Origin of the sequence: Escherichia sp. E4385, from assembly GCF_963883145.1 — a bacterium.
In the GTDB taxonomy this organism is placed as follows: Bacteria; Pseudomonadota; Gammaproteobacteria; order Enterobacterales; family Enterobacteriaceae; genus Escherichia.
This window is the reverse complement of sequence record NZ_CAWOOJ010000015.1, coordinates 43,155-63,401: the sequence shown is the minus strand read 5'-3', so window position 1 is coordinate 63,401 and position 20,247 is coordinate 43,155. Positions and strand designations below refer to the sequence as shown.

At 55.4% G+C, this 20,247-nt stretch carries 28 protein-coding genes; 25 read left to right on the top strand and 3 right to left on the bottom strand.

Annotated elements, in window-relative coordinates; translation table 11 throughout:
- Positions 1 to 22 precede the first annotated feature (22 nt).
- Positions 23 to 283: a hypothetical protein gene (locus AACS80_RS16515; RefSeq protein WP_171021446.1), complete on the bottom strand. Its 261-nt coding sequence runs from the start codon at positions 281 to 283 to the stop codon at positions 23 to 25.
- 170 nt (positions 284 to 453) lie between these two features.
- Between AACS80_RS16515 and AACS80_RS16510 the strand changes: the two genes are divergently transcribed.
- Entirely contained in the window at positions 454 to 765 is a 312-nt protein-coding gene (locus AACS80_RS16510) for a DUF2188 domain-containing protein (protein WP_237750390.1), read from the top strand.
- Between the two features lie 38 nt (positions 766 to 803).
- Here the strand turns inward: AACS80_RS16510 and AACS80_RS16505 are convergent, their stop codons facing one another.
- Complete coding sequence (locus tag AACS80_RS16505) at positions 804 to 1,850, bottom strand: phage portal protein (RefSeq protein ID WP_135410283.1); 1,047 nt, start codon at positions 1,848 to 1,850, stop codon at positions 804 to 806.
- A 1-nt stretch (position 1,851) separates the two neighbouring features.
- Positions 1,852 to 3,621, bottom strand: a complete 1,770-nt coding sequence (locus AACS80_RS16500; RefSeq protein WP_135410284.1) for a terminase ATPase subunit family protein — start codon at positions 3,619 to 3,621, stop codon at positions 1,852 to 1,854.
- 165 nt (positions 3,622 to 3,786) lie between these two features.
- Here AACS80_RS16500 and AACS80_RS16495 point away from each other — a divergent pair, with 165 nt between their 5' ends.
- The 24 genes from AACS80_RS16495 to AACS80_RS16380 all read left to right on the top strand — a co-directional run bounded on the left by AACS80_RS16495 (position 3,787) and on the right by AACS80_RS16380 (position 20,246).
- Positions 3,787 to 4,641: a GPO family capsid scaffolding protein gene (locus AACS80_RS16495; RefSeq protein ID WP_135410285.1), complete on the top strand. Its 855-nt coding sequence runs from the start codon at positions 3,787 to 3,789 to the stop codon at positions 4,639 to 4,641.
- A gap of 76 nt (positions 4,642 to 4,717) precedes the next feature.
- Entirely contained in the window at positions 4,718 to 5,785 is a 1,068-nt protein-coding gene (locus tag AACS80_RS16490) for a phage major capsid protein, P2 family (RefSeq protein ID WP_001247241.1), read from the top strand.
- A gap of 4 nt (positions 5,786 to 5,789) precedes the next feature.
- Positions 5,790 to 6,539, top strand: a complete 750-nt coding sequence (locus AACS80_RS16485; RefSeq protein ID WP_021532440.1) for a phage terminase small subunit — start codon at positions 5,790 to 5,792, stop codon at positions 6,537 to 6,539.
- A gap of 93 nt (positions 6,540 to 6,632) precedes the next feature.
- Entirely contained in the window at positions 6,633 to 7,142 is a 510-nt protein-coding gene (locus AACS80_RS16480) for a head completion/stabilization protein (RefSeq protein ID WP_135410286.1), read from the top strand.
- A complete protein-coding gene (locus tag AACS80_RS16475) occupies positions 7,142 to 7,345 on the top strand; it encodes a tail protein X (protein ID WP_135410287.1) in 204 nt (67 codons plus the stop codon). Before AACS80_RS16480 ends, AACS80_RS16475 begins: the two co-directional genes overlap by 1 nt.
- A gap of 3 nt (positions 7,346 to 7,348) precedes the next feature.
- A complete protein-coding gene (locus AACS80_RS16470; protein ID WP_000134662.1) occupies positions 7,349 to 7,645 on the top strand; it encodes a phage holin family protein in 297 nt (98 codons plus the stop codon).
- On the top strand, positions 7,632 to 8,129 hold the full coding sequence (locus AACS80_RS16465) for a glycoside hydrolase family 24 protein (RefSeq protein WP_135410288.1): 498 nt from the start codon (positions 7,632 to 7,634) through the stop codon (positions 8,127 to 8,129). The genes AACS80_RS16470 and AACS80_RS16465 overlap by 14 nt, the downstream gene beginning before the upstream one ends.
- A complete protein-coding gene (gene lysB / locus AACS80_RS16460; protein ID WP_135410289.1) occupies positions 8,126 to 8,539 on the top strand; it encodes an Rz-like lysis system protein LysB in 414 nt (137 codons plus the stop codon). Before AACS80_RS16465 ends, lysB begins: the two co-directional genes overlap by 4 nt.
- Positions 8,439 to 8,684: an Rz1-like lysis system protein LysC gene (gene lysC / locus AACS80_RS16455; protein WP_240727141.1), complete on the top strand. Its 246-nt coding sequence runs from the start codon at positions 8,439 to 8,441 to the stop codon at positions 8,682 to 8,684. The genes lysB and lysC overlap by 101 nt, the downstream gene beginning before the upstream one ends.
- A complete protein-coding gene (locus AACS80_RS16450; protein WP_135410291.1) occupies positions 8,647 to 9,114 on the top strand; it encodes a phage tail protein in 468 nt (155 codons plus the stop codon). The genes lysC and AACS80_RS16450 overlap by 38 nt, the downstream gene beginning before the upstream one ends.
- Positions 9,107 to 9,556 (top strand): phage virion morphogenesis protein, encoded by a 450-nt coding sequence (locus tag AACS80_RS16445; RefSeq protein WP_135410292.1) that lies wholly within the window; start codon positions 9,107 to 9,109, stop codon positions 9,554 to 9,556. Before AACS80_RS16450 ends, AACS80_RS16445 begins: the two co-directional genes overlap by 8 nt.
- Positions 9,557 to 9,624: 68 nt before the next feature.
- Positions 9,625 to 10,260, top strand: coding sequence for a phage baseplate assembly protein V (locus AACS80_RS16440; protein WP_021532442.1), 636 nt, complete (start codon positions 9,625 to 9,627; stop codon positions 10,258 to 10,260).
- On the top strand, positions 10,257 to 10,604 hold the full coding sequence (locus AACS80_RS16435; protein ID WP_021532443.1) for a GPW/gp25 family protein: 348 nt from the start codon (positions 10,257 to 10,259) through the stop codon (positions 10,602 to 10,604). Before AACS80_RS16440 ends, AACS80_RS16435 begins: the two co-directional genes overlap by 4 nt.
- 6 nt (positions 10,605 to 10,610) lie before the next feature.
- Complete coding sequence (locus AACS80_RS16430; protein ID WP_135410293.1) at positions 10,611 to 11,519, top strand: baseplate assembly protein; 909 nt, start codon at positions 10,611 to 10,613, stop codon at positions 11,517 to 11,519.
- Positions 11,512 to 12,120: a phage tail protein I gene (locus tag AACS80_RS16425; RefSeq protein ID WP_135410294.1), complete on the top strand. Its 609-nt coding sequence runs from the start codon at positions 11,512 to 11,514 to the stop codon at positions 12,118 to 12,120. The genes AACS80_RS16430 and AACS80_RS16425 overlap by 8 nt, the downstream gene beginning before the upstream one ends.
- A complete protein-coding gene (locus AACS80_RS16420) occupies positions 12,117 to 13,307 on the top strand; it encodes a phage tail protein (protein ID WP_135410295.1) in 1,191 nt (396 codons plus the stop codon). The genes AACS80_RS16425 and AACS80_RS16420 overlap by 4 nt, the downstream gene beginning before the upstream one ends.
- A 4-nt stretch (positions 13,308 to 13,311) precedes the next feature.
- Positions 13,312 to 13,740, top strand: coding sequence for a tail fiber assembly protein (locus AACS80_RS16415; protein ID WP_135410320.1), 429 nt, complete (start codon positions 13,312 to 13,314; stop codon positions 13,738 to 13,740).
- Positions 13,741 to 13,880: 140 nt separating this feature from the next.
- Complete coding sequence (locus AACS80_RS16410; protein WP_135410296.1) at positions 13,881 to 15,059, top strand: phage tail sheath protein; 1,179 nt, start codon at positions 13,881 to 13,883, stop codon at positions 15,057 to 15,059.
- A 15-nt stretch (positions 15,060 to 15,074) separates the two neighbouring features.
- Positions 15,075 to 15,593, top strand: coding sequence for a phage major tail tube protein (locus tag AACS80_RS16405; protein WP_001207675.1), 519 nt, complete (start codon positions 15,075 to 15,077; stop codon positions 15,591 to 15,593).
- 63 nt (positions 15,594 to 15,656) lie between these two features.
- Positions 15,657 to 15,992 carry a phage tail assembly protein gene (locus tag AACS80_RS16400; RefSeq protein WP_097295596.1) on the top strand — a complete coding sequence of 112 codons (336 nt, stop codon included), beginning with the start codon at positions 15,657 to 15,659 and terminating at the stop codon, positions 15,990 to 15,992.
- A gap of 14 nt (positions 15,993 to 16,006) precedes the next feature.
- Positions 16,007 to 16,144, top strand: coding sequence for a GpE family phage tail protein (locus AACS80_RS16395; RefSeq protein WP_308303393.1), 138 nt, complete (start codon positions 16,007 to 16,009; stop codon positions 16,142 to 16,144).
- Positions 16,137 to 18,581 carry a phage tail tape measure protein gene (locus AACS80_RS16390; RefSeq protein ID WP_135410297.1) on the top strand — a complete coding sequence of 815 codons (2,445 nt, stop codon included), beginning with the start codon at positions 16,137 to 16,139 and terminating at the stop codon, positions 18,579 to 18,581. Before AACS80_RS16395 ends, AACS80_RS16390 begins: the two co-directional genes overlap by 8 nt.
- Before the next feature lie 13 nt (positions 18,582 to 18,594).
- Positions 18,595 to 19,080, top strand: a complete 486-nt coding sequence (locus tag AACS80_RS16385; protein WP_135410298.1) for a phage tail protein — start codon at positions 18,595 to 18,597, stop codon at positions 19,078 to 19,080.
- On the top strand, positions 19,077 to 20,246 hold the full coding sequence (locus AACS80_RS16380) for a phage late control D family protein (RefSeq protein ID WP_135410299.1): 1,170 nt from the start codon (positions 19,077 to 19,079) through the stop codon (positions 20,244 to 20,246). The genes AACS80_RS16385 and AACS80_RS16380 overlap by 4 nt, the downstream gene beginning before the upstream one ends.
- Position 20,247 lies beyond the last annotated feature (1 nt).

Genomic DNA, 20,247 nt, shown 5'->3' with positions numbered 1-20,247 from the left:
TATATCAATATGTTATCTCTTGTTATGAAAATCCGTGGACGACGATTTTTCTGGTGATTGTTGCCAGCATGTGCCTCAATAGTGTTATTGGCGCATTGCGCGCCAGTAATCGTGATAAAACCAGCCCCAAACCGGCACCGTGAATGCCGATTTTTTTATGCCATTTTTCCGCGATTACCCCGTTTTTTAGTCGTGCATGCAACAGGTGCATGGTTTTGCATGCGCCGGGATTGCCCGTTCTGGCCGTGCGCCGCCAGAGCTGAAGCGGATCCAGAGTAGTCATGCAACTGCATTAAAACCGCTCCATAAAGCGGGCAGGCGTGGCGGGGAAAGCATTGCGCGCCAGCGGTGGTGCGTATTATTAAAAATTATCGTCTGAGAACGTCGTGACGGCGCTGTAGTGGCCGGGTGTGATCGTGGGCGCATGGTGCGTCTGTGGCGTGGTGCTAAAGGATGGGATCAGTTGCACAATTTTACGGTTTCGCTTTGGCTAATATCCATATTGAGACTTTATGTTCCCCACAACAGTTGGAGGCTTTAATGGATAACTATCATATTACAAAAGATGGCGATAAGTGGAAGTTGCAAAAAGAGGGCAATGACCGCCCTAGCAAGACCGCGACCACAAAGGCCGAGCTGATTAAAACAACATCTGAGTTTATGTCGAACAAAACAGGTTCGGTCAAAATTCACAAGGAAGATGGGAAAATTCAGGAAGAACGCACTTATCAGAGAAAAGATGATCCTAAAAAGTCTAAAGGCTAACATAGCAAAAGCCGCCAAAATGGCGGCTTAAAAGGTGATTATTCCAAGTTGTCGAGTGTGTACTCTTTGAACCTGATGACCTCCATACCGAGCCAGTCGTTTACCTCCCTGAACCTATCCTGCAGGGGTGACAGCTCATTACGCACAAATACCTTTGCCACCTTCTCAACGTCACCGAGTGAACCGATATTCTCGGGCTTGCCGCCCATGAGCTGGAACGGCACGCGGTGCGCGTCCATCAGGTCGGCGGCGCTGGCTTTCTTAATGTTGAAAAAGTCATCCTTTGTGGCGACCTCGCTCAGTGGCACGATTTTGATGCCGTCCGGTTTTCCGCCGGGGGCGTAGAAAAACAGGTTCTTAAAGTTGCCGAGTCCCTTCGAGTTACGCATCGCCTCGCGCAGCGATTCGACGTCGGTCGCACTTTGCGCCGGGTCAGTCACATACATGATGTAGCCTGCGTGCGCGCCGTTCTGATAATACTTGCGGCGGAACAGCGTCGCGGATTCATTCAGCCAAGCGGAATTAAGCGCGCTGAGATATTCCGGCAGACCGTAAATCTCCTGATTAATGTCGGGCTCCAGCAGGTGAAACACGGTATCAGGCGCGAACTCGTGCGGCTGGGTGAAGTTTTCCACAAACCAGAAAATCGAATCGTCGACTCCGCGTCGGGTATATTTGGCTGGCGAGGCCAGCAGTTTGATTAACTGGCCGGTGACGCTGTGGCGCTGCTCAAGAAAGGCGTTACCGAACACCAGATAATCGAGCGCAAAGCGGCTGAAATCCTGACGGGATAACAACGGGTGCGGAATGTAGGTGCTCGCGAGCACGTTACGCTTAACATAAATTGGCGAGCTGTGATGCACGGCAGAGCGCAGGCTCTTTGCCAGCCCTGAGAAGCTGACCGGCGGCTCGTACCATTTGCCGTTACTGATGCACTCGACGTAATCCAGAATGTCGCGCTTATCGAGTACCGGCACCGGCTCGCCGAAGGTGAACGCTGTCGTTTTTGGCGGTGCGCTGGCGGTCAGTTGTTGTGGTTTGCTGGCCTTTTGTGCGTTGGCTTTACGGGATTTTTGTTTACCCATTTTAGTTGAACTCCAGAATAGATTTAGGCTGCATGCCGCTACCGGCAGAAAGCGGTTCGTTTAACAGGGCGTGCATGGTCGCCCATGCGATATCGGCGTGGCTGGCTTCCTCGGTGCGGCTGGCCTCATAGGTGGCGCTGCGCCCGCTGCTGGTCATGGTTTTGCGGATGGACATAAACGACTGCGTGACGTCGGTTGCTCCGGCGTCGTACTCCAGACAGCCACGGCGAATGGTGTCTTTCGCCTTGAGTACCATTGCGGTTTTCATTTCAGGTGTGTAACGGATGCCGCGTGCCGACGGGTAAAATGAGCGCACCAGCTGGAACACGCCGAGACCGAGGCCGGTTGCGTCAATGCCGATGTATTCGACGTTGTATTTCTCGGTCAGCTTGCGGATGCCCTCTGCCTGTGCTGCAAAATCCATGCCCTTCCACTGGTGGCGCTCCAGCATGCGGAACTTGCCACCAGAGACCACCGGCGGCGCGAGCACGACGCACCCGGCACTGTCGCCGGTGTGTGACGGGTCGTAGCCAATCCAGACAGGACGAGAGCCGAACGGATGGTCGGCGAACGGGGCAAAGTCCTCCCATTCCTCCATCACATCGACCATGCAGCGCTGCAGCTCCTCGAACGGGAATACCGACGCTTTATCGTCGACAAACTCGCACATAAACAGGTTCTTAAAGTCCTCATCACTGTTTTCGCATTTGAGCTGGTCGAGGTCGAACAGGGTGCAGCCACCCGCAAGGGCGTCCTCAATGGTGACAATCTGCCGCCACTGGCCATCGTCGCAGAGCTGGCCACCGGCGAGCGCGCTGTGACTGATGTCGATTTCGATGCGGTCGGCAATCCGGCTGCGCCCCTTGTTGAACAGCTCGCCAGACCAGAAGGGGTAAGCGCCGTGCGCCAGCGTGGAAGGTGTCGAAAAATAGGTCGAGCGCAGGTGCTTTTGCGAGGCCATGCCCGAGGCGACTTTGCGCAGTTTCTGAAAATTCGGGATCCAGAATATTTCATCGACATACAGATCGCCGTTATGGCTCTGCGCGGTGTTGGAATTGGTACCGAGAAAAATCAGTTTTGCGCCGTTGTTACCGATGACAATCGGGTCGCCAGTCAGGTCAACGTCGACCAGTCGCGCAAACTGGATGATGTATTCGCGGAACACGTAAGCCTGCGTTTTACTGGCTGATAAAAATATCTGGTTATGGCCGGTTTTGAGTGCGCGCAGCAGTGCCTCGCGGGAGAAATAGAATGTCGCGCCAATCTGGCGGGATTTGAGAATGTCACGAATACGGTGCTCCAGTCCTGCGCGGTACCACTGCAACTGGTACTCGAAAGACTGGTCGAAAAATAATTCCTCTAGTTTATCGATAGCCTCGTCGCTGAAAAAATTCTTTTTCGGCTTTTTGCGCTCCCCTTTGTTGCGGTTGGCGACGTTGGGGTTAAGGTCGGCTTCGTTGCCGGTCTGGCTGTAGCGGTTGACTCGCGCCAACCGTTCAATCTGCCGTCCGAGCAGGTCAATCTCTTTGAAATCACCCCCTGTCTTTTGCGGCTTGGCGATGAGCTGAATCAGCCTAGCCTCAAGGCTGCTTTCAACGCGGGAAATCGGCGCGATGCCGTCCCAGCCGTCGCGCTGCTTCCAGCTCTGCACGGTCGGGCGCTTGACCTGCAGCATTTCGGCAATCTGTGGCACGGAAAAACCCTGCCAGTAAAGCAGCGATGCCTGCCGTCGCGGGTCATGCAACAAGGTTGTATCGGTGGAAATGGTCATTGATGCCTCGCCGTAGTGGATTCAGGGCAAGGCTACTTAATGGCCGTCAGTGATTCGCTAAGGTGCTGTTGTGTGGGCGGTTGTCCAGTCGTCATTGGTGGTCTGGCGTGTCCTGAGTCTGGAAACTGGCGGTGACCAGTAACCTCAACCTCAGGACTCCTGACAATGGCAAAAAAAGTCTCAAAATTCTTTCGCATCGGCGTCGAGGGTGACACCTGCGACGGCCGCATTATCAGCGGCAACGATATTCAGGAAATGGCCGAATCGTTTGACCCTCGCGTCTACGGTTGCCGCATTAACCTTGAGCATATTCGCGGTCTCTTTCCTGATGGCGACTTCAAACGCTTAGGCGATGTGGTTGAACTGAAAGCTGAAATAATTGACGACGATTCTGCGCTTAACGGCAAATGGGCGTTGTTCGCCAGAATCACCCCAACCGACGACCTGATTGCGATGAATAAAAAATTGCAGAAGGTCTACACCTCAATGGAAATTCAGCCGAATTTTGCCAATACCGGCAAATGCTACCTCGTCGGCCTTGCTGTCACCGATGACCCGGCGAGCCTCGGCACTGAATACCTCGAATTCTGCCGCAACGCGAAGCACAACCCTCTGCAGCGCTTTAAGGCCAACCCTGAAAACGTCTTTTCCGCTGCCACGCTGGCCGAACTGGAATTTGAAGACGTTTCCGATACGGTGCTAAACAGCCTGGCAGATAAGGTGAAAGCCATTTTCAGCCGTAAGCAGGTCAGCGACGATGCGCGCCTGAATGATGTGCATGAAGCGGTGACCACCGTCAGCGAGCATGTGCAGACCAACCTCACTGCGCAGGATAAGCGTCTTTCCGCTATGGAAGCCGCGCTTACCACCTTTAAACAGGAACTGACCGGCAAGATTGAAGAAACCAGCCAGGCATTTTCCGCCCTGAAAGCCACCCTCGACAAAACCGAAAGTTTCAGCCAGCCGCGACGCACGAAAGCCAGCGGCGGTGGTGGCGATGAGCTGCTGACCGACTGCTGATAAACCGCAGACCAGAAACCGGGCGGTAACTCCGCCCGATGCAGTGACTAACCGATAAATTCAAACAGGAAATACTATGCGCCCGGAAACCCGTTTTAAGTTCAATGCCTATCTGACCCGCGTCGCTGAGCTGAACGGCATCAGCACTGATGACGTCAGTAAAAAATTCACCGTCGAGCCGTCCGTCACGCAAACGCTGATGAACAAAGTGCAGGAGTCATCCGCGTTTCTGCAGACGATTAACATTCTGCCGGTCGCAGAAATGAAGGGTGAGAAAATCGGCGTCGGTGTGACCGGTACTATCGCCAGCACGACCGACACCTCGGGCGATGATGAGCGTAAGACCGCAGACTTCACCGCGCTTGAGTCCAACAAGTACGAGTGCGACCAGATTAACTTTGACTTCCATCTGAAATATAAAACCCTCGACCTGTGGGCGCGTTTTCAGGACTTTCAGCGCCGCATCCGTGACGCCATTGTTAAGCGTCAGGCGCTCGATTTCATCATGGCCGGTTTTAACGGTACCACCCGTGCTGCCACCTCTGACCGCACCAAAAATCCGATGCTGCAGGATGTAGCCGTCGGCTGGCTGCAGAAATACCGCAACGAAGCCCCGACGCGTGTGATGAGCAATATCACCGATGCTGACGGTAAGGTCGTTTCGGCAGTGATTCGCGTCGGTAAAAACGGCGACTATGAGAACCTCGACGCGCTGGTGATGGATGCTACCAACAACCTGATTGACGAGGTTTATCAGGATGACCCGAAACTCGTTGCCATCGTTGGCCGTAAGCTGCTGGCCGACAAATATTTCCCGCTGGTGAACAAGCCGCAAGAAAACAGCGAAGCGCTCGCGGCAGATATCATCATCAGCCAGAAGCGAATCGGCAACCTGCCTGCTGTGCGTGTACCGTACTTCCCGGCGAATGCCGTGTTAGTGACAACGCTGGAAAACCTCTCTATCTATTTCATGGATGAGAGCCACCGCCGCAGCATTGATGAAAACCCGAAAAAAGACCGCGTGGAAAACTACGAGTCAATGAATATCGACTATGTGGTCGAGGCGTATGCCGCCGGGTGTCTGCTGGAAAACATCACCCTGGGCGATTTCACCGCACCTGCAGCACCGGAAAGCGGAGAGTAAGCCCATGACGAGCCCCGCACAGCGTCACATGATGCGGGTCTCGGCCTCTCAAGCCGCGCAGCGGGAACAAGCCCCGCTGCGCCATGCAACCGCCTACGAGCAGATGCTGGTAAAGCTGGCCGATGACCGCCGCACGTTGAAAACCATCCGTTCAAACGAACTGAAAGCCGCGAAAAAGCGTGAGCTGCTGCCGTTCTATGCGCCGTGGGTCGCCGGTGTGCTGGCTGATGGCCGTGGTGCGCAGGATGACATTCTGATGACAGTCATGCTGTGGCGTCTCGATGCCGGTGATATCGCTGGCGCGCTGGAAATTGCGCCATACGCGCTGAAGTACGGCCTCACCTCTGACTATCGCCGCACGACACCTTACATGCTGGTTGAGGAGGTGGCGCTTGCCGCGCTGCGCCTGCGCGATGCCGGTGAGCCTGTCGACCTCGCATTACTGCTGACCACCCTTAGCCTGACCGACGGCGCTGACGTTCCCGATATGGTGCGCGCTCGACTGCATAAGGTGACCGGTCTAACCCTGCGCGATGCCGGTCAGAGCGCCGAAGCACTGGCACAGTTTCAGCGCGCGATGCAGCTCGACCGCAATGCCGGTGTGCGCAAAGAGATTGAGCGGCTGGAGCGCGCATTGAAGCCAAAGCCAGAGGCAGCATCCCGTAAAACGACTAAACCGCGCACGCGCAAACCTGCCAACAAACCGGCGGCAAAGCGCGGGCGTCCACCAAAGGCGGTAAAAACCGCCGGTTAACTGAACGCTCCCCGAGCCGGGCGGCACGCCGGTCAAAGTGGGTTTTGACCCTGACGGCGACCGGCGTCCACCGCCCAACCTAATGAGGTTGTCATGACGACAGTAATACTGAATCAGCCCGACGAACCGCAGGACGTACCGGGCGTGGTGATTCCCGCACCGGAGACGGGCGACGTAGTGATTAAAAACACGTTCTTTTTCCCTGATGTGGATCCGAAGCGGGTGCGCGAACTGATGCGCCTTGAGCAGACGGTTTCCGATGCGCGCCTGCGCAACGCCATCAAGACCGGCATGGCGGAAACCAATGCGGAGCTTTACGACTACCGGCTGCGCCAGATTGCCGCAGGGTTTAAGACACTGGCCGACGTGCCTGACGCCGAGGAAATCGACGGCGAGAATGTGCGCGTTTTCCACTACCTCAGCGCCGTGACGGCGATGGCGACCGCCACCCTGTATGAGCGTTATCGCGGGGTTGAGGCCACGGGCAAGGGTGACAAAAAAGCCGACAGCGTCGAAACCACCATTGATGACCTGTGGCGGGATATGCGCTGGTCGGTCTCGCGTCTGCAGGACAAGCCGCGCTGCATCGTGGGTCAGCTCTGATGAAAGTCTACGCGATGCAGGGCGACACCATCGACGCGCTTTGCGCCCGGTATTACGGGCGCACTGAGGGCGTGGTCGAGACGGTGCTGCAGGCTAATCCCGGTCTGTCTGAGCTGGGCGTCATTCTGCCGCATGGCACGGCGATTGACCTGCCCGACGTGGCATCGTCACCCGTAACAGAAACTATCAACCTTTGGGAGTAAACCATGACAGAAGGGGAAAAAGGCGTCCTGTCACTGTTTGTGATTGGCGTGATGATTGTTGTCGGAAAAGTGCTGGCGGGTGGTGAGCCCATTACCCCGCGCCTGTTTATCGGCCGCATGCTGCTCGGCGGTTTTGTTTCAATGGTCGCCGGTGTTGTTCTGGTGCAGTTTCCAGATATGTCACTGCCTGCCGTTTGTGGGATTGGATCCATGCTCGGCATTGCAGGTTATCAGGTGGTGGAAATCGCCATTCAGCGCCGCTTTAAGTCACAACAGGGGGATAGCGATGCCGGTCATTAATACTCACCAGAATATCGCCGCATTTCTGGACATGCTGGCCTATTCCGAAGGGACGGCGATGCATCCGCTGACGAAAAATCGTGGTTACGACGTCATTGTCACTGGCCTTGATGGCAAGCCGGAAATTTTCACCGACTACACCGACCACCCTTTCGCACATGGCAGACCAGCGAAAGTGTTTAATCGACGCGGCGAAAAATCCACGGCATCAGGGCGTTACCAGCAGCTTTATCTCTACTGGCCGCACTATCAGAAACAACTCGCATTGCCTGATTTCAGCCCGTTGTCGCAGGACAAACTTGCGATTCAGTTAATCCGCGAACGCGGTGCCATTGAGGATATTAAGGCGGGGCGTATTGAGCGGGCAATTTCACGGTGCCGCAATATCTGGGCGTCGTTACCGGGTGCCGGTTACGGCCAACGTGAGCACAGCCTCGACAAACTGGTCACCGTATGGCGCACCGCTGGCGGGGTAATGGAATGAAAATCCTGATTACACTTCTGGTGCTGACTGTGCTCGGGATGTTGTGGTTGCGCCATGAGAACGGCAATTTATCCCGCTCCTTTGAGACAGCAAACCGCGTCGCGAGCGAACAAAAGACGACGATTGGCATGCTGAAAAATCAGCTCAGTGTTACCGGTCAGCTTGCCAGACGTAATGAATCTGCGCAGGTGGCACTGCGTGAACAGCTCGCAAAGGCCAGCGAGGAAGCCAGCCGCCGCGAGCAATCAATAACGAGGTTACTTAATGAAAATGAAGCCTTTCGCCGCTGGTATAACGCTGCTTTACCTGATGTTGTGCGTCGGTTGCACATCCGCACCGCCTGCGCCAGCGCCGGTGATTGTGGTCAACGGATGCCCGAGAGTGAGCCTTTGCCAGATGCCGGGAAGTGACCCGAAAACCAATGGTGACCTGAGCGCAGATATCCGCCGCCTTGAGGGCGCGCTGATCGCCTGCGCGCTACAAGTCAAAACCGTCAAACACTGTCAGGATGAACTCGATGCAGAAGCACAAAAGCCTGCGCAAAGCGCTGATTAACGCCGTGCCGCAGCTCCGAAACAACCCCGATATGCTGCGCCTTTTTGCCGACAACGGCCATACCGATTCCAGACTGGCGAGCTCGCTGTCGTTTGAAAAGGTGTACGTGCTTAACGTGGTGGTGACCGACTTCACCGGTGACCTTGATTTGATATTCGTGCCGGTGCAGGCGTGGCTGCGTGAACATCAGCCGGACATTATGACCACCGACGACGGGCGGGAAAAAGGATTCACCTGGATTATTGATATCAATAACGACGATTCGCTCGATATCAGTATCAGCCTGAGGCTCACCGAGCGCACGCTCGTCAAAGAGGTCGACGGCGCGCTGCATGTCAGCTATGCCCCTGAGCCGACGCTGCCTGAGCCGGTGACGCGCCCGGTCGAGCTGTACGTTAACGGCGAACTGGTGAGTAAGTGGGATGAGTGAGTTAACCGCACTGCAGGAACGCCTTGCCGGTCTGATTGCCAGCCTGTCACCGGCGGCGCGTCGGCAAATGGCGGCTGAGATTGCGAAAAAGCTGCGTACCAGTCAGCAACAGCGTATCAAGCGCCAGCAGGCACCAGACGGCACCCTGTATGCGGCACGAAAGCGCCAGCCGGTGAGGAGCAAGAAAGGTCGGATTAAACGTGAAATGTTCGCCAAACTGCGCACCAGTCGCTTTATGAAAGCCAAAGGCAGCGACAGTGCGGCGGTGGTGGAGTTTACCGGCAAGGTGCAGCGCATGGCGCGGGTGCATCAGTACGGGCTCAAAGACAGACCAAACCGCAACAGCCGGGATGTGCAGTACGAGGCGCGCCCGTTACTCGGTTTCACCCGCGACGATGAGCAGATGATTGAAGACGTCATTATCAGGCATCTCGGCAAATAAATATTGTGTGAACCACCACCGGAGCCGCGCGAATTGGCGCGACTCCAGACCAGAGGCATCCTTGCACTATGAATACGTTATCCACGATACAGGAGCTCGCGCGCGCGATTCGCAACCTCATCCGCTCAGGTGTGGTGACTGAGGTTGATACCGTGCAGGGGCTGTGCCGCGTACAAAGCGGCGGGATCCAGACTACATGGCTGAACTGGCTGACCACCCGCGCCGGTCGTTCGCGGACGTGGTGGGCTCCCTCGGTCGGTGAGCAGGTTCTGCTGCTGGCAATCGGTGGCGAGCTTGATACCGCTTTCGTGCTGCCTGGAATTTTCTCCGACGATAACCCCGCCCCCTCTGCCTCGGCGGATGCGTGGCATGTGGTTTTCCCTGATGGTGCGGTCATTGAGTACGAGCCCGAGACCAGTGCGCTGACGGTCAGCGGCATCAAAACGGCCGACGTGACGGCATCGGGATCCATCACCGCAACCGTGCCGCTGGTACTGGTGAAAGCCTCAACCAGTATCACCCTCGACACCCCCGAGGTGATTTGCACCAACAAGCTGACGACAGCGACGCTTGAGGTGCAAAAGGGCGGAACGATGAAAGGCAACATCGAGCATACAGGCGGGTCACTGTCATCTAATGGCAAGGTGCTCCACACCCATAAACACCCCGGCGACAGCGGCGGGACAACGGGTGCGCCGATATGACAGCGCGTTATCAGGGTATGAACCGAAATACTGGCCTCGGCATCAGCGATACCGAGCATATCAGCCAGAGCATGCGCGACATTCTGCTGACGCCGGTCGGCTCGCGGGTGATGCGTCGTGAATATGGCTCGCTTCTGTCGGCGCTAATTGATATGCCGCAAAACCCGGCGCTCAGGCTGCAAATTATGGTGGCGTGCTATTCGGCTATCCAGAAGTGGGAGCCGCGCATCAGGCTTACCGCCATCAGCTTTGAGACCGGCGACGCTGGCGAAATATATGTCGATATTACCGGGATGCGCACCGATACCGGTGCGTCAGTTTCAACCACTGTTTCACTGAGTTAAATAACTATGGCAACCGTTGACCTGAGTCAGTTACCCGTTCCCGATGTGGTTGAGGAACTGGACTATGAAACCATCCTTGCGGAACGCAAAGCGACGCTGATATCGCTCTATCCAGAAGACCAGCAGGAGGCCATTGCCCGGACGCTCACACTTGAGTCAGAGCCGGTTGTTAAGCTGCTGCAGGAAAACGCCTACCGTGAAGTTATCTGGCGTCAGCGGGTGAACGAAGCCGCGCAGGCGGTGACGCTGGCCTACTCCGCCGGTAACGACCTCGACGTCGTAGCCGGGAACAATAATACCGAACGCCTGACCATCACCCCGGCGGATGATACCACCATCCCGCCGACACCTGCCGTTATGGAATCTGATACCGACCTGCGACTGCGCACGCAACAGGCGTTTGAGGGATTGAGCGTGGCGGGTCCGGTCGGCGCATATGAGTATCACGGCCGCAGCGCCGACGGGCGGGTCGCTGACGTTTCGGTCGCCAGCCCGTCGCCAGCCTGCGTGACGATTACCGTGCTATCGCGTGAGGGTGACGGCACTGCCAGCCCTGAGCTACTGGCGATTGTTGATAAAGCGCTGAACGCCGAAGATGTGCGCCCGGTGGCTGACCGGGTGACCGTCCAGTCAGCCGAGATTGTGCCGTACCAGATTGACGCGACGATCTACGTTTACCCCGGCCCCGAATCTGAACCCATCAGGCAGGCGTCAGAGAAGAAGCTGCAGAGCTACATCAGCGCGCAGCACCGCCTCGGGCGTGATATCCGTCTGTCAGCCATTTATGCGGCGCTGCATGTTGAGGGGGTGCAGCGTGTCGAGCTGACATCACCGCAGGCCGACATAGTGCTGAGTAAGTCGCAGGCGTCGAACTGTACCGAGTACCAGATAACTATCGGGGGCTCGGATGAATGACCGGCTATTACCCGTTGGCTCGTCGCCGCTGGAAGTCGCCGCCGCCGCTGCGTTCTCTGAGATTCAGCGCGTGCCGGTACCGCTGCGCACCCTGTGGAACTGGCACACCTGCCCGGTAAAGCTGCTGCCGTATCTGGCGTGGGCGCTGTCGGTCGACAGGTGGGATGAGAAATGGCCGGAGGCGACAAAGCGCAGCGTCTGCGCGTCCTCGTTTTTCGTCCATCAGCACAAAGGCACCATCAGCGCATTGCGTCGGGTCGTCGAGCCGCTCGGCTTTCTGATTGAGGTGCGCGAGTGGTGGCAACTCGACGAGGAGCCAGGCACATTCCGCCTCGTTGTTGGCGTCCTCGACAACGGCATCACTGACGAAATGTATCAGGAGCTTGAGCGCCTGATTGAAGACGCCAAACCGGCAAGTCGCCACCTGACCGGGCTGGCTATCAGTCTGAGCTCGACCGGCGAACTGTATGTCGGCGCGGGATGCTATCACGGCGACGCGCTGACTGTTTACCCCTACACCCCCGAGGAGATTGTCGTCGGCGGTGAATATTACCCGGCCTCGGCCATCCATTTGATTGATAACCTGAGAGTGAACGCATGACCGCAAAATATTTTGCCATTCTGACCAATCAGGGCGCGGCGCGGCTGGCGAACGCGGCGGCACTCGGTACCAAACTCAACCTGACGCAGATGGCCGTCGGTGATGCGAATGGTACGTTGCCGACCCCTGACCCGGCGCAGACGAAGCTCATTAACCAGAAACGCATCGCGCCGCTGAACCTGCTGACCGTTGACCCGGCCAATACCAGTCAGATTATCGCGGAACAGATTATTCCCGAGAATGAAGGTGGTTTCTGGATCCGCGAGATTGGTCTCTACGACGACGCAGGTGTGCTCATTGCTGTGGCGAACTGCCCGGAAACCTACAAGCCACAACTACAGGAGGGTAGCGGCCGCACGCAGACCATTCGCATGATTCTGATTGTGTCGAGCACGTCGGCTATCACCCTGAAAATTGACCCGTCAGTCGTACTTGCTACGCGCCAGTATGTTGACGATAAGGTTATCGAGGTGAAGAGTTACGCTGACGGACTCATGCGCGCCCACGAACAGTCGCGCAACCATCCAGATGCAACCACTACCGCTAAAGGTTTTACGCAGCTTAACAGCAGTGTGACGGATGACCGCGAGACACAATCGGCAACCCCGAAAGCCGTAAAAATTGCGATGGATAACGCGAATGCACGGCTGGCTAAAGAACGCAATCTCTCCGATTTACCTAATCCAGCACTGGCGCGCCAGAATCTGCAACTTGGTGACAGCTCGACGAAAAACACCGGTACAACTGCCAATACTGTTGCGGCGGGTGATGATACACGTATCACCGGCGCGATGCAGAAAAGCCAAAACGGCGAGGATATTCAAGATGTGGCGAAGTTTCTCCAGAATCTTGGACTGAAGGACGCCGCAAAGCGCCAGGTTGGTACAGCTGACCTTGATTACATCCCCGATATGAGCAGTTTTCAATCTGAAATATACTGGCAGAAATTACCTGGAAAGTTGATTCAATGGGTTGCAATTCCGCCTCATGATGGCGATCAGGTTATTACCTTGCCTATTCCTTTCCCCGGTAGAATTTTAGGCTTTGCAGTTGGTGCCGGATATGAACCAACCAGTGGGAGAATTACCACGTTTGCAATAAATGTTGGAGCAGGACCAACATCAACTATTATTTCTCGTGCCAGTGACTTCATTTCTGGTGGTTCATGTATTTTGATTGGGTATTAATAAAATGAACAGATATATCTATGATGCAAAAACAAACGCTTTTTATCCCCTGATTCTGAAAGAAGACTATGAGCGATCAGGCACATGGCCTGAAAATGGCGTAGAAGTTGGCGAAGATGTTTTCCTTGAGTATGTGAGAGTTAACCCAGGAAAAATCAGGGTGCCAGGAGATGGAGGACTGCCAACGTGGGTTGATGCCCCGGAACCAACTAAGGAGCAGTTAATTGCATCCGCCGAGCGTGAAAAACAACGGCGAATTGATGCCGCAAATGAATACATGCAAAGCAAGCAATGGCCTGGCAAAGCCGCCATTGGGCGTTTGAATGGTGATGATCTTGCTCAATACAATTTGCGGCTAGATTATCTTGAAGCACTGGAAGCAGTAGACACATCTACAGCTCCAGATATCACCTGGCCCGTCAAACCAGAATAGGAACCTTTGAAAGAATGGCGGGCTGATGCCCGTCTTTTATTAATTTGTTTATGTGCCATCTGCTAACCAACGCCGACAAATAGCCCGCCGTTACTGCACAACAGAAAATACACTCGCCCACTAACCACGGAGTTAACCGGATGAGTGATTTTCACCACGGCGTGCAGGTGCTTGAGATTAACGACGGCACCCGCGTCATATCCACTGTTGCAACCGCAATCGTCGGCATGGTCTGCACGGCCAGCGATGCAGATGCCACGACATTTCCCCTCAACGAACCGGTACTGATTACCAATGTGCAAAGCGCCATTGCGAAAGCCGGTAAAAAAGGCACGCTGGCTGCATCCCTGCAGGCTATCGCCGACCAGTCAAAACCTGTCACAGTTGTCGTGCGTGTTGCCGAAGGTACCGGAGAAGACGCCGAAGCGCAGACCATTTCCAATATCATCGGCGGCACGGATGAGAACGGTAAATATACCGGCATCAAGGCGCTGTTGACTGCCGAAGCGGTCACCGGCGTTAAGCCGCGCATTCTCGGCGTGCCGGGTCTCGATACCAAAGAGGTCGCAGTCGCACTTGCTTCGGTCTGTATCAGCCTGCGCGCCTTTGGCTATATCAGCGCATGGGGTTGTAAAACCATTTCCGAGGCGATGACCTATCGCGAGAATTTCAGCCAGCGCGAGCTGATGGTCATCTGGCCTGATTTCCTTGCATGGGATACCACCACAAACGCCACCGCACCGGCATACGCAACTGCGCGCGCACTCGGCCTGCGTGCCTATATCGACCAGACCGTCGGCTGGCACAAAACCCTGTCTAACGTCGGCGTGCAGGGTGTTACCGGCATCAGTGCGTCAGTGTTTTGGGATTTGCAGGCATCCGGCACCGATGCTGATCTGCTCAACGAGGCCGGGGTCACGACACTGGTGCGTAAGGATGGCTTCCGCTTTTGGGGTAACCGCACCTGCTCTGATGACCCGCTTTTCCTGTTTGAGAACTACACCCGCACCGCGCAGGTGCTGGCCGACACGATGGCCGAGGCGCACATGTGGGCGGTCGATAAGCCCATCACCGCATCGCTTATCCGTGACATTGTCGACGGCATTAACGCCAAATTCCGCGAGCTGAAATCAAACGGCTACATCGTGGACGGTGAATGCTGGTTCGACGAGGAATCGAACGATAAGGAAACCCTCAAGGCCGGGAAACTGTATATCGACTACGACTATACACCGGTTCCCCCACTGGAAAGCCTAACCCTGCGCCAGCGTATCACCGATAAATATCTGGTGAATCTGGCCGAATCGGTCAACAGCTAAGGAGCCTGAAACAACATGGCACTACCCCGCAAACTTAAATATCTGAACATGTTCAATGACGGCCTTAGCTACATGGGCGTTGTTGAATCCGTGACGCTGCCGAAGCTGACCCGCAAGCTCGAAAACTATCGCGGCGGCGGCATGAATGGCGCGGCCGCGATTGACCTTGGTCTCGACGATGATGCGCTCACCGTCGAATGGTCTGTCGGTGGCCTGCCTGATGTGGCGCTGTGGGCGCAGTACGCCGCGCCGGGTGCTGACGCTGTGCCGTTGCGTTTTGCTGGCTCTTACCAACGTGACGACACTGGCGAAATCGTGGCGGTCGAGGTGGTCATGCGTGGCCGTCATAAAGAAATCGACGGCGGCGAGAATAAGCAGGGTGAAAACACCTCGACCAAACTGTCGACCGTATGCACCTATTACCGCCTCACGATTGATGGTAGCGACGTCATCGAAATCGATACCGTCAACATGGTTGAGAAGGTGAACGGCGTCGACCGTCTGGAACAGCACCGCCGCGCAATCGGGCTGTAATTTCCTGACCGGTCAGCACTGCTGGCCGGTTATTAACCCTCTTTCAGAGCAGAGAAAAACATCATGGCAAAAGCACCACGCAAAACCCCTGAATTTGTTGATACGGCTGGTAATGAAATCGACACCGTAAACCCGAACGTTGTGACCCTCGACAAGCCGATTAAGCGCGCCGGTCAGACGATTGATAAAGTTACCCTGATTGAGCCGAATGCCGGTACCCTGCGCGGTGTCAGTCTGGCTGCGGTGGCGCAGTCCGAAGTCGATGCGCTGATTAAAGTACTGCCCCGCATGACCTATCCCGCGCTCACGGCGCAGGAGCTTACCGCAATGAACCTGCCCGATATGCTGTCGCTGGCCGCTAAGGTGATTGGTTTTTTGTCACCGGCTTCGGCGGAATAGATTTCCCGCCTGACCTGTCGACCGATGACCTGATGGCGGATATTGCAGTGATATTTCACTGGTCGCCATCAGAGCTCTATTCCTTGAGCCTGACCGAGCTCATCACATGGCGCGAAAAGGCGCTGCAGCGTAGCGGAAACCACAATGAGTAATAACCTGAGGCTTGAGGTATTGCTGAAAGCGGTCGACCAGGCGACCAGACCGCTTAAATCCATCCAGACCGCGAGTAAATCCTTGTCGGGTGATATTCGCAACACACAAAAAGGGCTGCGTGACCTGAATGGTCAGGCGTCAAAAATCGACGGCTTTCGTAAGGCAAGCGCGCAACTGGCCGTGACCAGTCAGTCGCTTGAGAAAGCGAAACGCGAGGCCGGTGAGCTGGCCGTGCAGTTTAAAAACACCACCAGTCCGACCCGCGCGCAGGCGCAGGCACTCGAAGCGGCAAAGCGAGCCGCCTCTGAGCTGCAGACGAAATACAACAGCCTGAGAACGTCGGTACAGCGTCAGCGCTCCGAGCTGATGCAGGCCGGTATTAATACCCGCACCCTGTCTGCCGATGAGCGTCGGCTCAAAACATCCATCAGCGAAACGACGGCGCAGCTTAATCGACAGCGCGAGGCACTGGCGCGCGTCAGTGCACAGCAGGCGAAATTAAGCCGGGTGAAAGAGCGATATAAATCAGGTAAAGAGCTTGCCGGTAACATGGCTGCAGCCGGTGCTGCCGGGGTCGGTATCGCGACAGCGGGAACGATGGCCGGGGTTAAATTACTGATACCCGGTTATGAATTTGCGCAGAAGAATTCCGAGCTGCAGGCCGTGCTTGGGGTCGATAAGCAGTCTCCAGAAATGCAGGCTCTACGCAAACAGGCGCGTCAGCTCGGCGATAACTCAGCGGCCTCAGCAGATGATGCCGCCGCCGCGCAGATTATCGTAGCCAAATCTGGCGCAGATAAAGACGGCATAGTGGCGCAAACACCGGCCATTCTGAATATGTCGCTGGCAAATAAAAAAACTATGGAGGAAAACGCCGCTTTGCTTATTGGCACCAAATCGGCATTCGGGCTCGCAGATGACAAGGCATCGCATATAGCAGATGTCATATCGATGGCGATAAATAAAACACAGGCATCATTTGAGGGATTAAACGACTCACTTACATATGTTGGTCCTGTTGCCAAAGATGCCGGTGTCAGCCTAGAAGAAACCGCCGCGATGCTGGGTGCGTTACACGATGCAAAAATCATAGGTTCGATGGCAGGAACCGGTAGCCGAGCTGTTTTAAGTCGACTGCAGGCTCCAACTGGCAAAGCCTATGATGCCATTAAAGAGCTTGGCGTTAAGACGATGGATAAAAAAGGCAATACACGGCCAATCTTTACCATCCTGAAAGAAATACAAGCCAGCTTTAAGCGCAACAACCTCGGTACAGGTCAAAAAGCCGAGTATATGAAAACGATATTCGGCGAGGAAGCCAGTTCCGCTGCAAGTGTGTTAATGGCCGCAGCGGCCAGTGGAAAACTGGATGAACTGACCAAGATAATTAAGGATTCTGACGGTAAAACCGAGGAATTGGTTAAGGTCATGCAGGATAACTTAGGTGGCGACTTCAAAGAGTTTCAATCCGCTTTTGAGGCCGTCGGTACCGACCTCTACGACCAGCAAGATAGCTCATTGCGTCAGCTAACTCAGACAGCAACACGGTATGTGCTAAAGCTTGATGACTGGATCAAAGACAACAAGGAGTTAGCGGAAACTATCAGCATCATCGCCGGTGGTGCGCTGGCGCTGATTGGTATCATCGGCGGCATTGGTCTCGTTGCGTGGCCGGTTGTCATGGGGATTAATGCCATTATCGCCGCGGCTGGCGTGCTGGGTACGGTCTTTACTGTCGTCGGTAGTGCCATTGCGACAGCGCTCGGTGCGATTACCTGGCCGATAGTGGCCGTCGGTGCGGCGATTGTGGCGGGGGCGCTACTCATCCGTAAATATTGGGAGCCCATCAGCGCATTTTTCTCGGGAGTGATTGAGGGCATCATGAGTGCCTTTGCCCCAGTCGGGGAAATGTTCGCTCCACTGGCTCCCATTTTTGATGGTCTCGGCGAGAAACTGCGCGGCGTCTGGCAGTGGTTTAAAGACCTGATAGCACCGGTTAAGGCCACGCAGGAAACGCTTGATAGCTGCAAAAATGTCGGCGTCATATTTGGTCAGACACTGGCCTCTGCCTTGATGGCTCCGCTCAATGTTTTTAACAAGCTGCGCAGCGGTGTCGACTGGCTTCTCGAAAAGCTCGGCATCATCAACAAAGAGTCGGACAGCCTCGACCAGACCGCCGCCAAAACCAATGCCGCCACACAGGGTAATTCCTACATCCCGGCAACCAGCACATATGGCGGCTATCAGGCTTATCAGCCAGTTACCGCACCGGCGGGGCGCTCTTACATTGACCAGAGCAAAAGCGAATACAACATCAATCTGCCGGGAGGTGTTGCGCCGGGGAATCAGCTTGACAGACAACTACGCGACACGCTCGAACAGATTGAGCGCGATAAACGCGCCCGCCAGCGTGCCAACATGACCCACGACTATTGAGGGGGATTAAACGATGATGCTTGCTCTCGGAATGTTTGTGTTTGAACTTCGCACCCTGCCTTACCAGTCGATGCAGCATTCGAAAGATTATCGCTGGGTGTCCAATGACCGGGTGGGTAAACCACCTGCCTATCAGTTTCTTGGCGAGGGGGAAACCTCGATACAGCTTGCTGGTACGCTATACCCCGCTATCACTGGCGGTTGGATCTCACTAAAGGCTGTAGAGGTGATGGCCAATGAAGGCAGAGCGTGGCCGTTGATAGAGGGAACCGGAAATATCCTCGGGATGTATATCGTCGATAAAGTATCGACTACACGCACCGAGTTTTTCAGTGATGGTGCGGCCAGAAAGATTGATTTCACCCTTTCGCTAAAACGGGTTGATGAATCGCTGACAAAGATGTTTGGTGACCTGAATAAACAGGCCAGTGAGCTTCTCGGCTCTGCCGGTAATTTGACAGATAAACTGCAGGGTATGCCCGGAGGTTTCACTGCATGATAACGGGGATGGCAATTGACGCCGGTGCCAGCCTTGCACCGGCTTTTATGCTGACGCTGAACAGTCAGGACATTACGAGCAACTTCAGCGACCGGCTGATTTCTCTCACCATGACGGACAATAGGGGCTTTGAAGCTGACCAGCTCGACATTGAGCTCGATGACACCGATGGGAAAGTCGAGTTACCCCTGCGCGGGGCAGTGCTGACGTTGTGGCTTGGCTGGCAGGGTTCGGCGCTGCTGAATAAGGGGGATTTTACGGTCGATGAGATTGAGCACCGGGGGGCTCCAGATACCCTGACCATCCGGGCGCGCAGCGCGGACTTTCGCGGCACGCTAAATTCCAGGCGTGAAGAGTCATGGCACGACACCACCATCGGCGAACTGGTCAGTACCATCGCAAAGCGCAACAAACTGACGGCCAGCATTGCGGAATCGCTGAAAAAAATCCCGGTACCGCATATCGACCAGTCGCAGGAATCCGACGCGGTATTTTTGAGTCGACTGGCTGACCGCAACGGGGCAACGGCATCAGTGAAGGCAGGGAAACTGTTGTTTCTGAAAGCCGGTAGTGCGATGACGGCCAGCGGCAAACCCGTCCCGCAAATGACGCTGACCCGCAGTGATGGTGACCGTCATCAGTTTGCCATTGCCGACCGTGGGGCTTATACCGGCGTCACTGCTAAATGGTTGCACACCAAAGACCCGAAGCCACAAAAGCAGAAAGTAACGCTGAAACGCAAGCCAAAAGAGAAGCACCTGCGCGCACTGGAACACCCAAAAGCAAAGCCGGTCAGCAAAAAGACAAAGGTCAAAAAAGAACAGGAAGCACGTGAGGGTGAGTACATGGCCGGTGAAGCCGATAACGTGCTGGCGCTGACGACGGTCTATGCCTCAAAGGCACAGGCGATGCGCGCCGCTCAGGCTAAGTGGGATAAACTGCAGCGAGGCGTTGCGGAGTTTTCAATCACACTGGCGCTAGGGCGAGCGGATTTATTTCCTGAGACGCCTGTACGCGTGTCAGGCTTTAAGCGCGTCATAGACGAGCAGGCATGGTTAATCAGCAAGGTGACCCACAACCTCAATAATAACGGCTTCACGACGGGCTTAGAGCTTGAGGTTAAACTCTCCGATGTGGAGTACAGCTCAGAAGAAAATGAGGAATGAA

Bases quoted from the DNA above. Each gene is read 5' to 3' on its own strand.
- AACS80_RS16515 (WP_171021446.1), bottom strand. From the start codon at position 283: ATGACTACTCTGGATCCGCTTCAGCTCTGGCGGCGCACGGCCAGAACG.
- AACS80_RS16510 (WP_237750390.1), top strand. From the start codon at position 454: ATGGGATCAGTTGCACAATTTTACGGTTTCGCTTTGGCTAATATCCAT.
- AACS80_RS16505 (WP_135410283.1), bottom strand. From the start codon at position 1,850: ATGGGTAAACAAAAATCCCGTAAAGCCAACGCACAAAAGGCCAGCAAA.
- AACS80_RS16500 (WP_135410284.1), bottom strand. From the start codon at position 3,621: ATGACCATTTCCACCGATACAACCTTGTTGCATGACCCGCGACGGCAG.
- AACS80_RS16495 (WP_135410285.1), top strand. From the start codon at position 3,787: ATGGCAAAAAAAGTCTCAAAATTCTTTCGCATCGGCGTCGAGGGTGAC.
- AACS80_RS16490 (WP_001247241.1), top strand. From the start codon at position 4,718: ATGCGCCCGGAAACCCGTTTTAAGTTCAATGCCTATCTGACCCGCGTC.
- AACS80_RS16485 (WP_021532440.1), top strand. From the start codon at position 5,790: ATGACGAGCCCCGCACAGCGTCACATGATGCGGGTCTCGGCCTCTCAA.
- AACS80_RS16480 (WP_135410286.1), top strand. From the start codon at position 6,633: ATGACGACAGTAATACTGAATCAGCCCGACGAACCGCAGGACGTACCG.
- AACS80_RS16475 (WP_135410287.1), top strand. From the start codon at position 7,142: ATGAAAGTCTACGCGATGCAGGGCGACACCATCGACGCGCTTTGCGCC.
- AACS80_RS16470 (WP_000134662.1), top strand. From the start codon at position 7,349: ATGACAGAAGGGGAAAAAGGCGTCCTGTCACTGTTTGTGATTGGCGTG.
- AACS80_RS16465 (WP_135410288.1), top strand. From the start codon at position 7,632: ATGCCGGTCATTAATACTCACCAGAATATCGCCGCATTTCTGGACATG.
- lysB (WP_135410289.1), top strand. From the start codon at position 8,126: ATGAAAATCCTGATTACACTTCTGGTGCTGACTGTGCTCGGGATGTTG.
- lysC (WP_240727141.1), top strand. From the start codon at position 8,439: ATGTTGTGCGTCGGTTGCACATCCGCACCGCCTGCGCCAGCGCCGGTG.
- AACS80_RS16450 (WP_135410291.1), top strand. From the start codon at position 8,647: ATGCAGAAGCACAAAAGCCTGCGCAAAGCGCTGATTAACGCCGTGCCG.
- AACS80_RS16445 (WP_135410292.1), top strand. From the start codon at position 9,107: ATGAGTGAGTTAACCGCACTGCAGGAACGCCTTGCCGGTCTGATTGCC.
- AACS80_RS16440 (WP_021532442.1), top strand. From the start codon at position 9,625: ATGAATACGTTATCCACGATACAGGAGCTCGCGCGCGCGATTCGCAAC.
- AACS80_RS16435 (WP_021532443.1), top strand. From the start codon at position 10,257: ATGACAGCGCGTTATCAGGGTATGAACCGAAATACTGGCCTCGGCATC.
- AACS80_RS16430 (WP_135410293.1), top strand. From the start codon at position 10,611: ATGGCAACCGTTGACCTGAGTCAGTTACCCGTTCCCGATGTGGTTGAG.
- AACS80_RS16425 (WP_135410294.1), top strand. From the start codon at position 11,512: ATGAATGACCGGCTATTACCCGTTGGCTCGTCGCCGCTGGAAGTCGCC.
- AACS80_RS16420 (WP_135410295.1), top strand. From the start codon at position 12,117: ATGACCGCAAAATATTTTGCCATTCTGACCAATCAGGGCGCGGCGCGG.
- AACS80_RS16415 (WP_135410320.1), top strand. From the start codon at position 13,312: ATGAACAGATATATCTATGATGCAAAAACAAACGCTTTTTATCCCCTG.
- AACS80_RS16410 (WP_135410296.1), top strand. From the start codon at position 13,881: ATGAGTGATTTTCACCACGGCGTGCAGGTGCTTGAGATTAACGACGGC.
- AACS80_RS16405 (WP_001207675.1), top strand. From the start codon at position 15,075: ATGGCACTACCCCGCAAACTTAAATATCTGAACATGTTCAATGACGGC.
- AACS80_RS16400 (WP_097295596.1), top strand. From the start codon at position 15,657: ATGGCAAAAGCACCACGCAAAACCCCTGAATTTGTTGATACGGCTGGT.
- AACS80_RS16390 (WP_135410297.1), top strand. From the start codon at position 16,137: ATGAGTAATAACCTGAGGCTTGAGGTATTGCTGAAAGCGGTCGACCAG.
- AACS80_RS16385 (WP_135410298.1), top strand. From the start codon at position 18,595: ATGATGCTTGCTCTCGGAATGTTTGTGTTTGAACTTCGCACCCTGCCT.
- AACS80_RS16380 (WP_135410299.1), top strand. From the start codon at position 19,077: ATGATAACGGGGATGGCAATTGACGCCGGTGCCAGCCTTGCACCGGCT.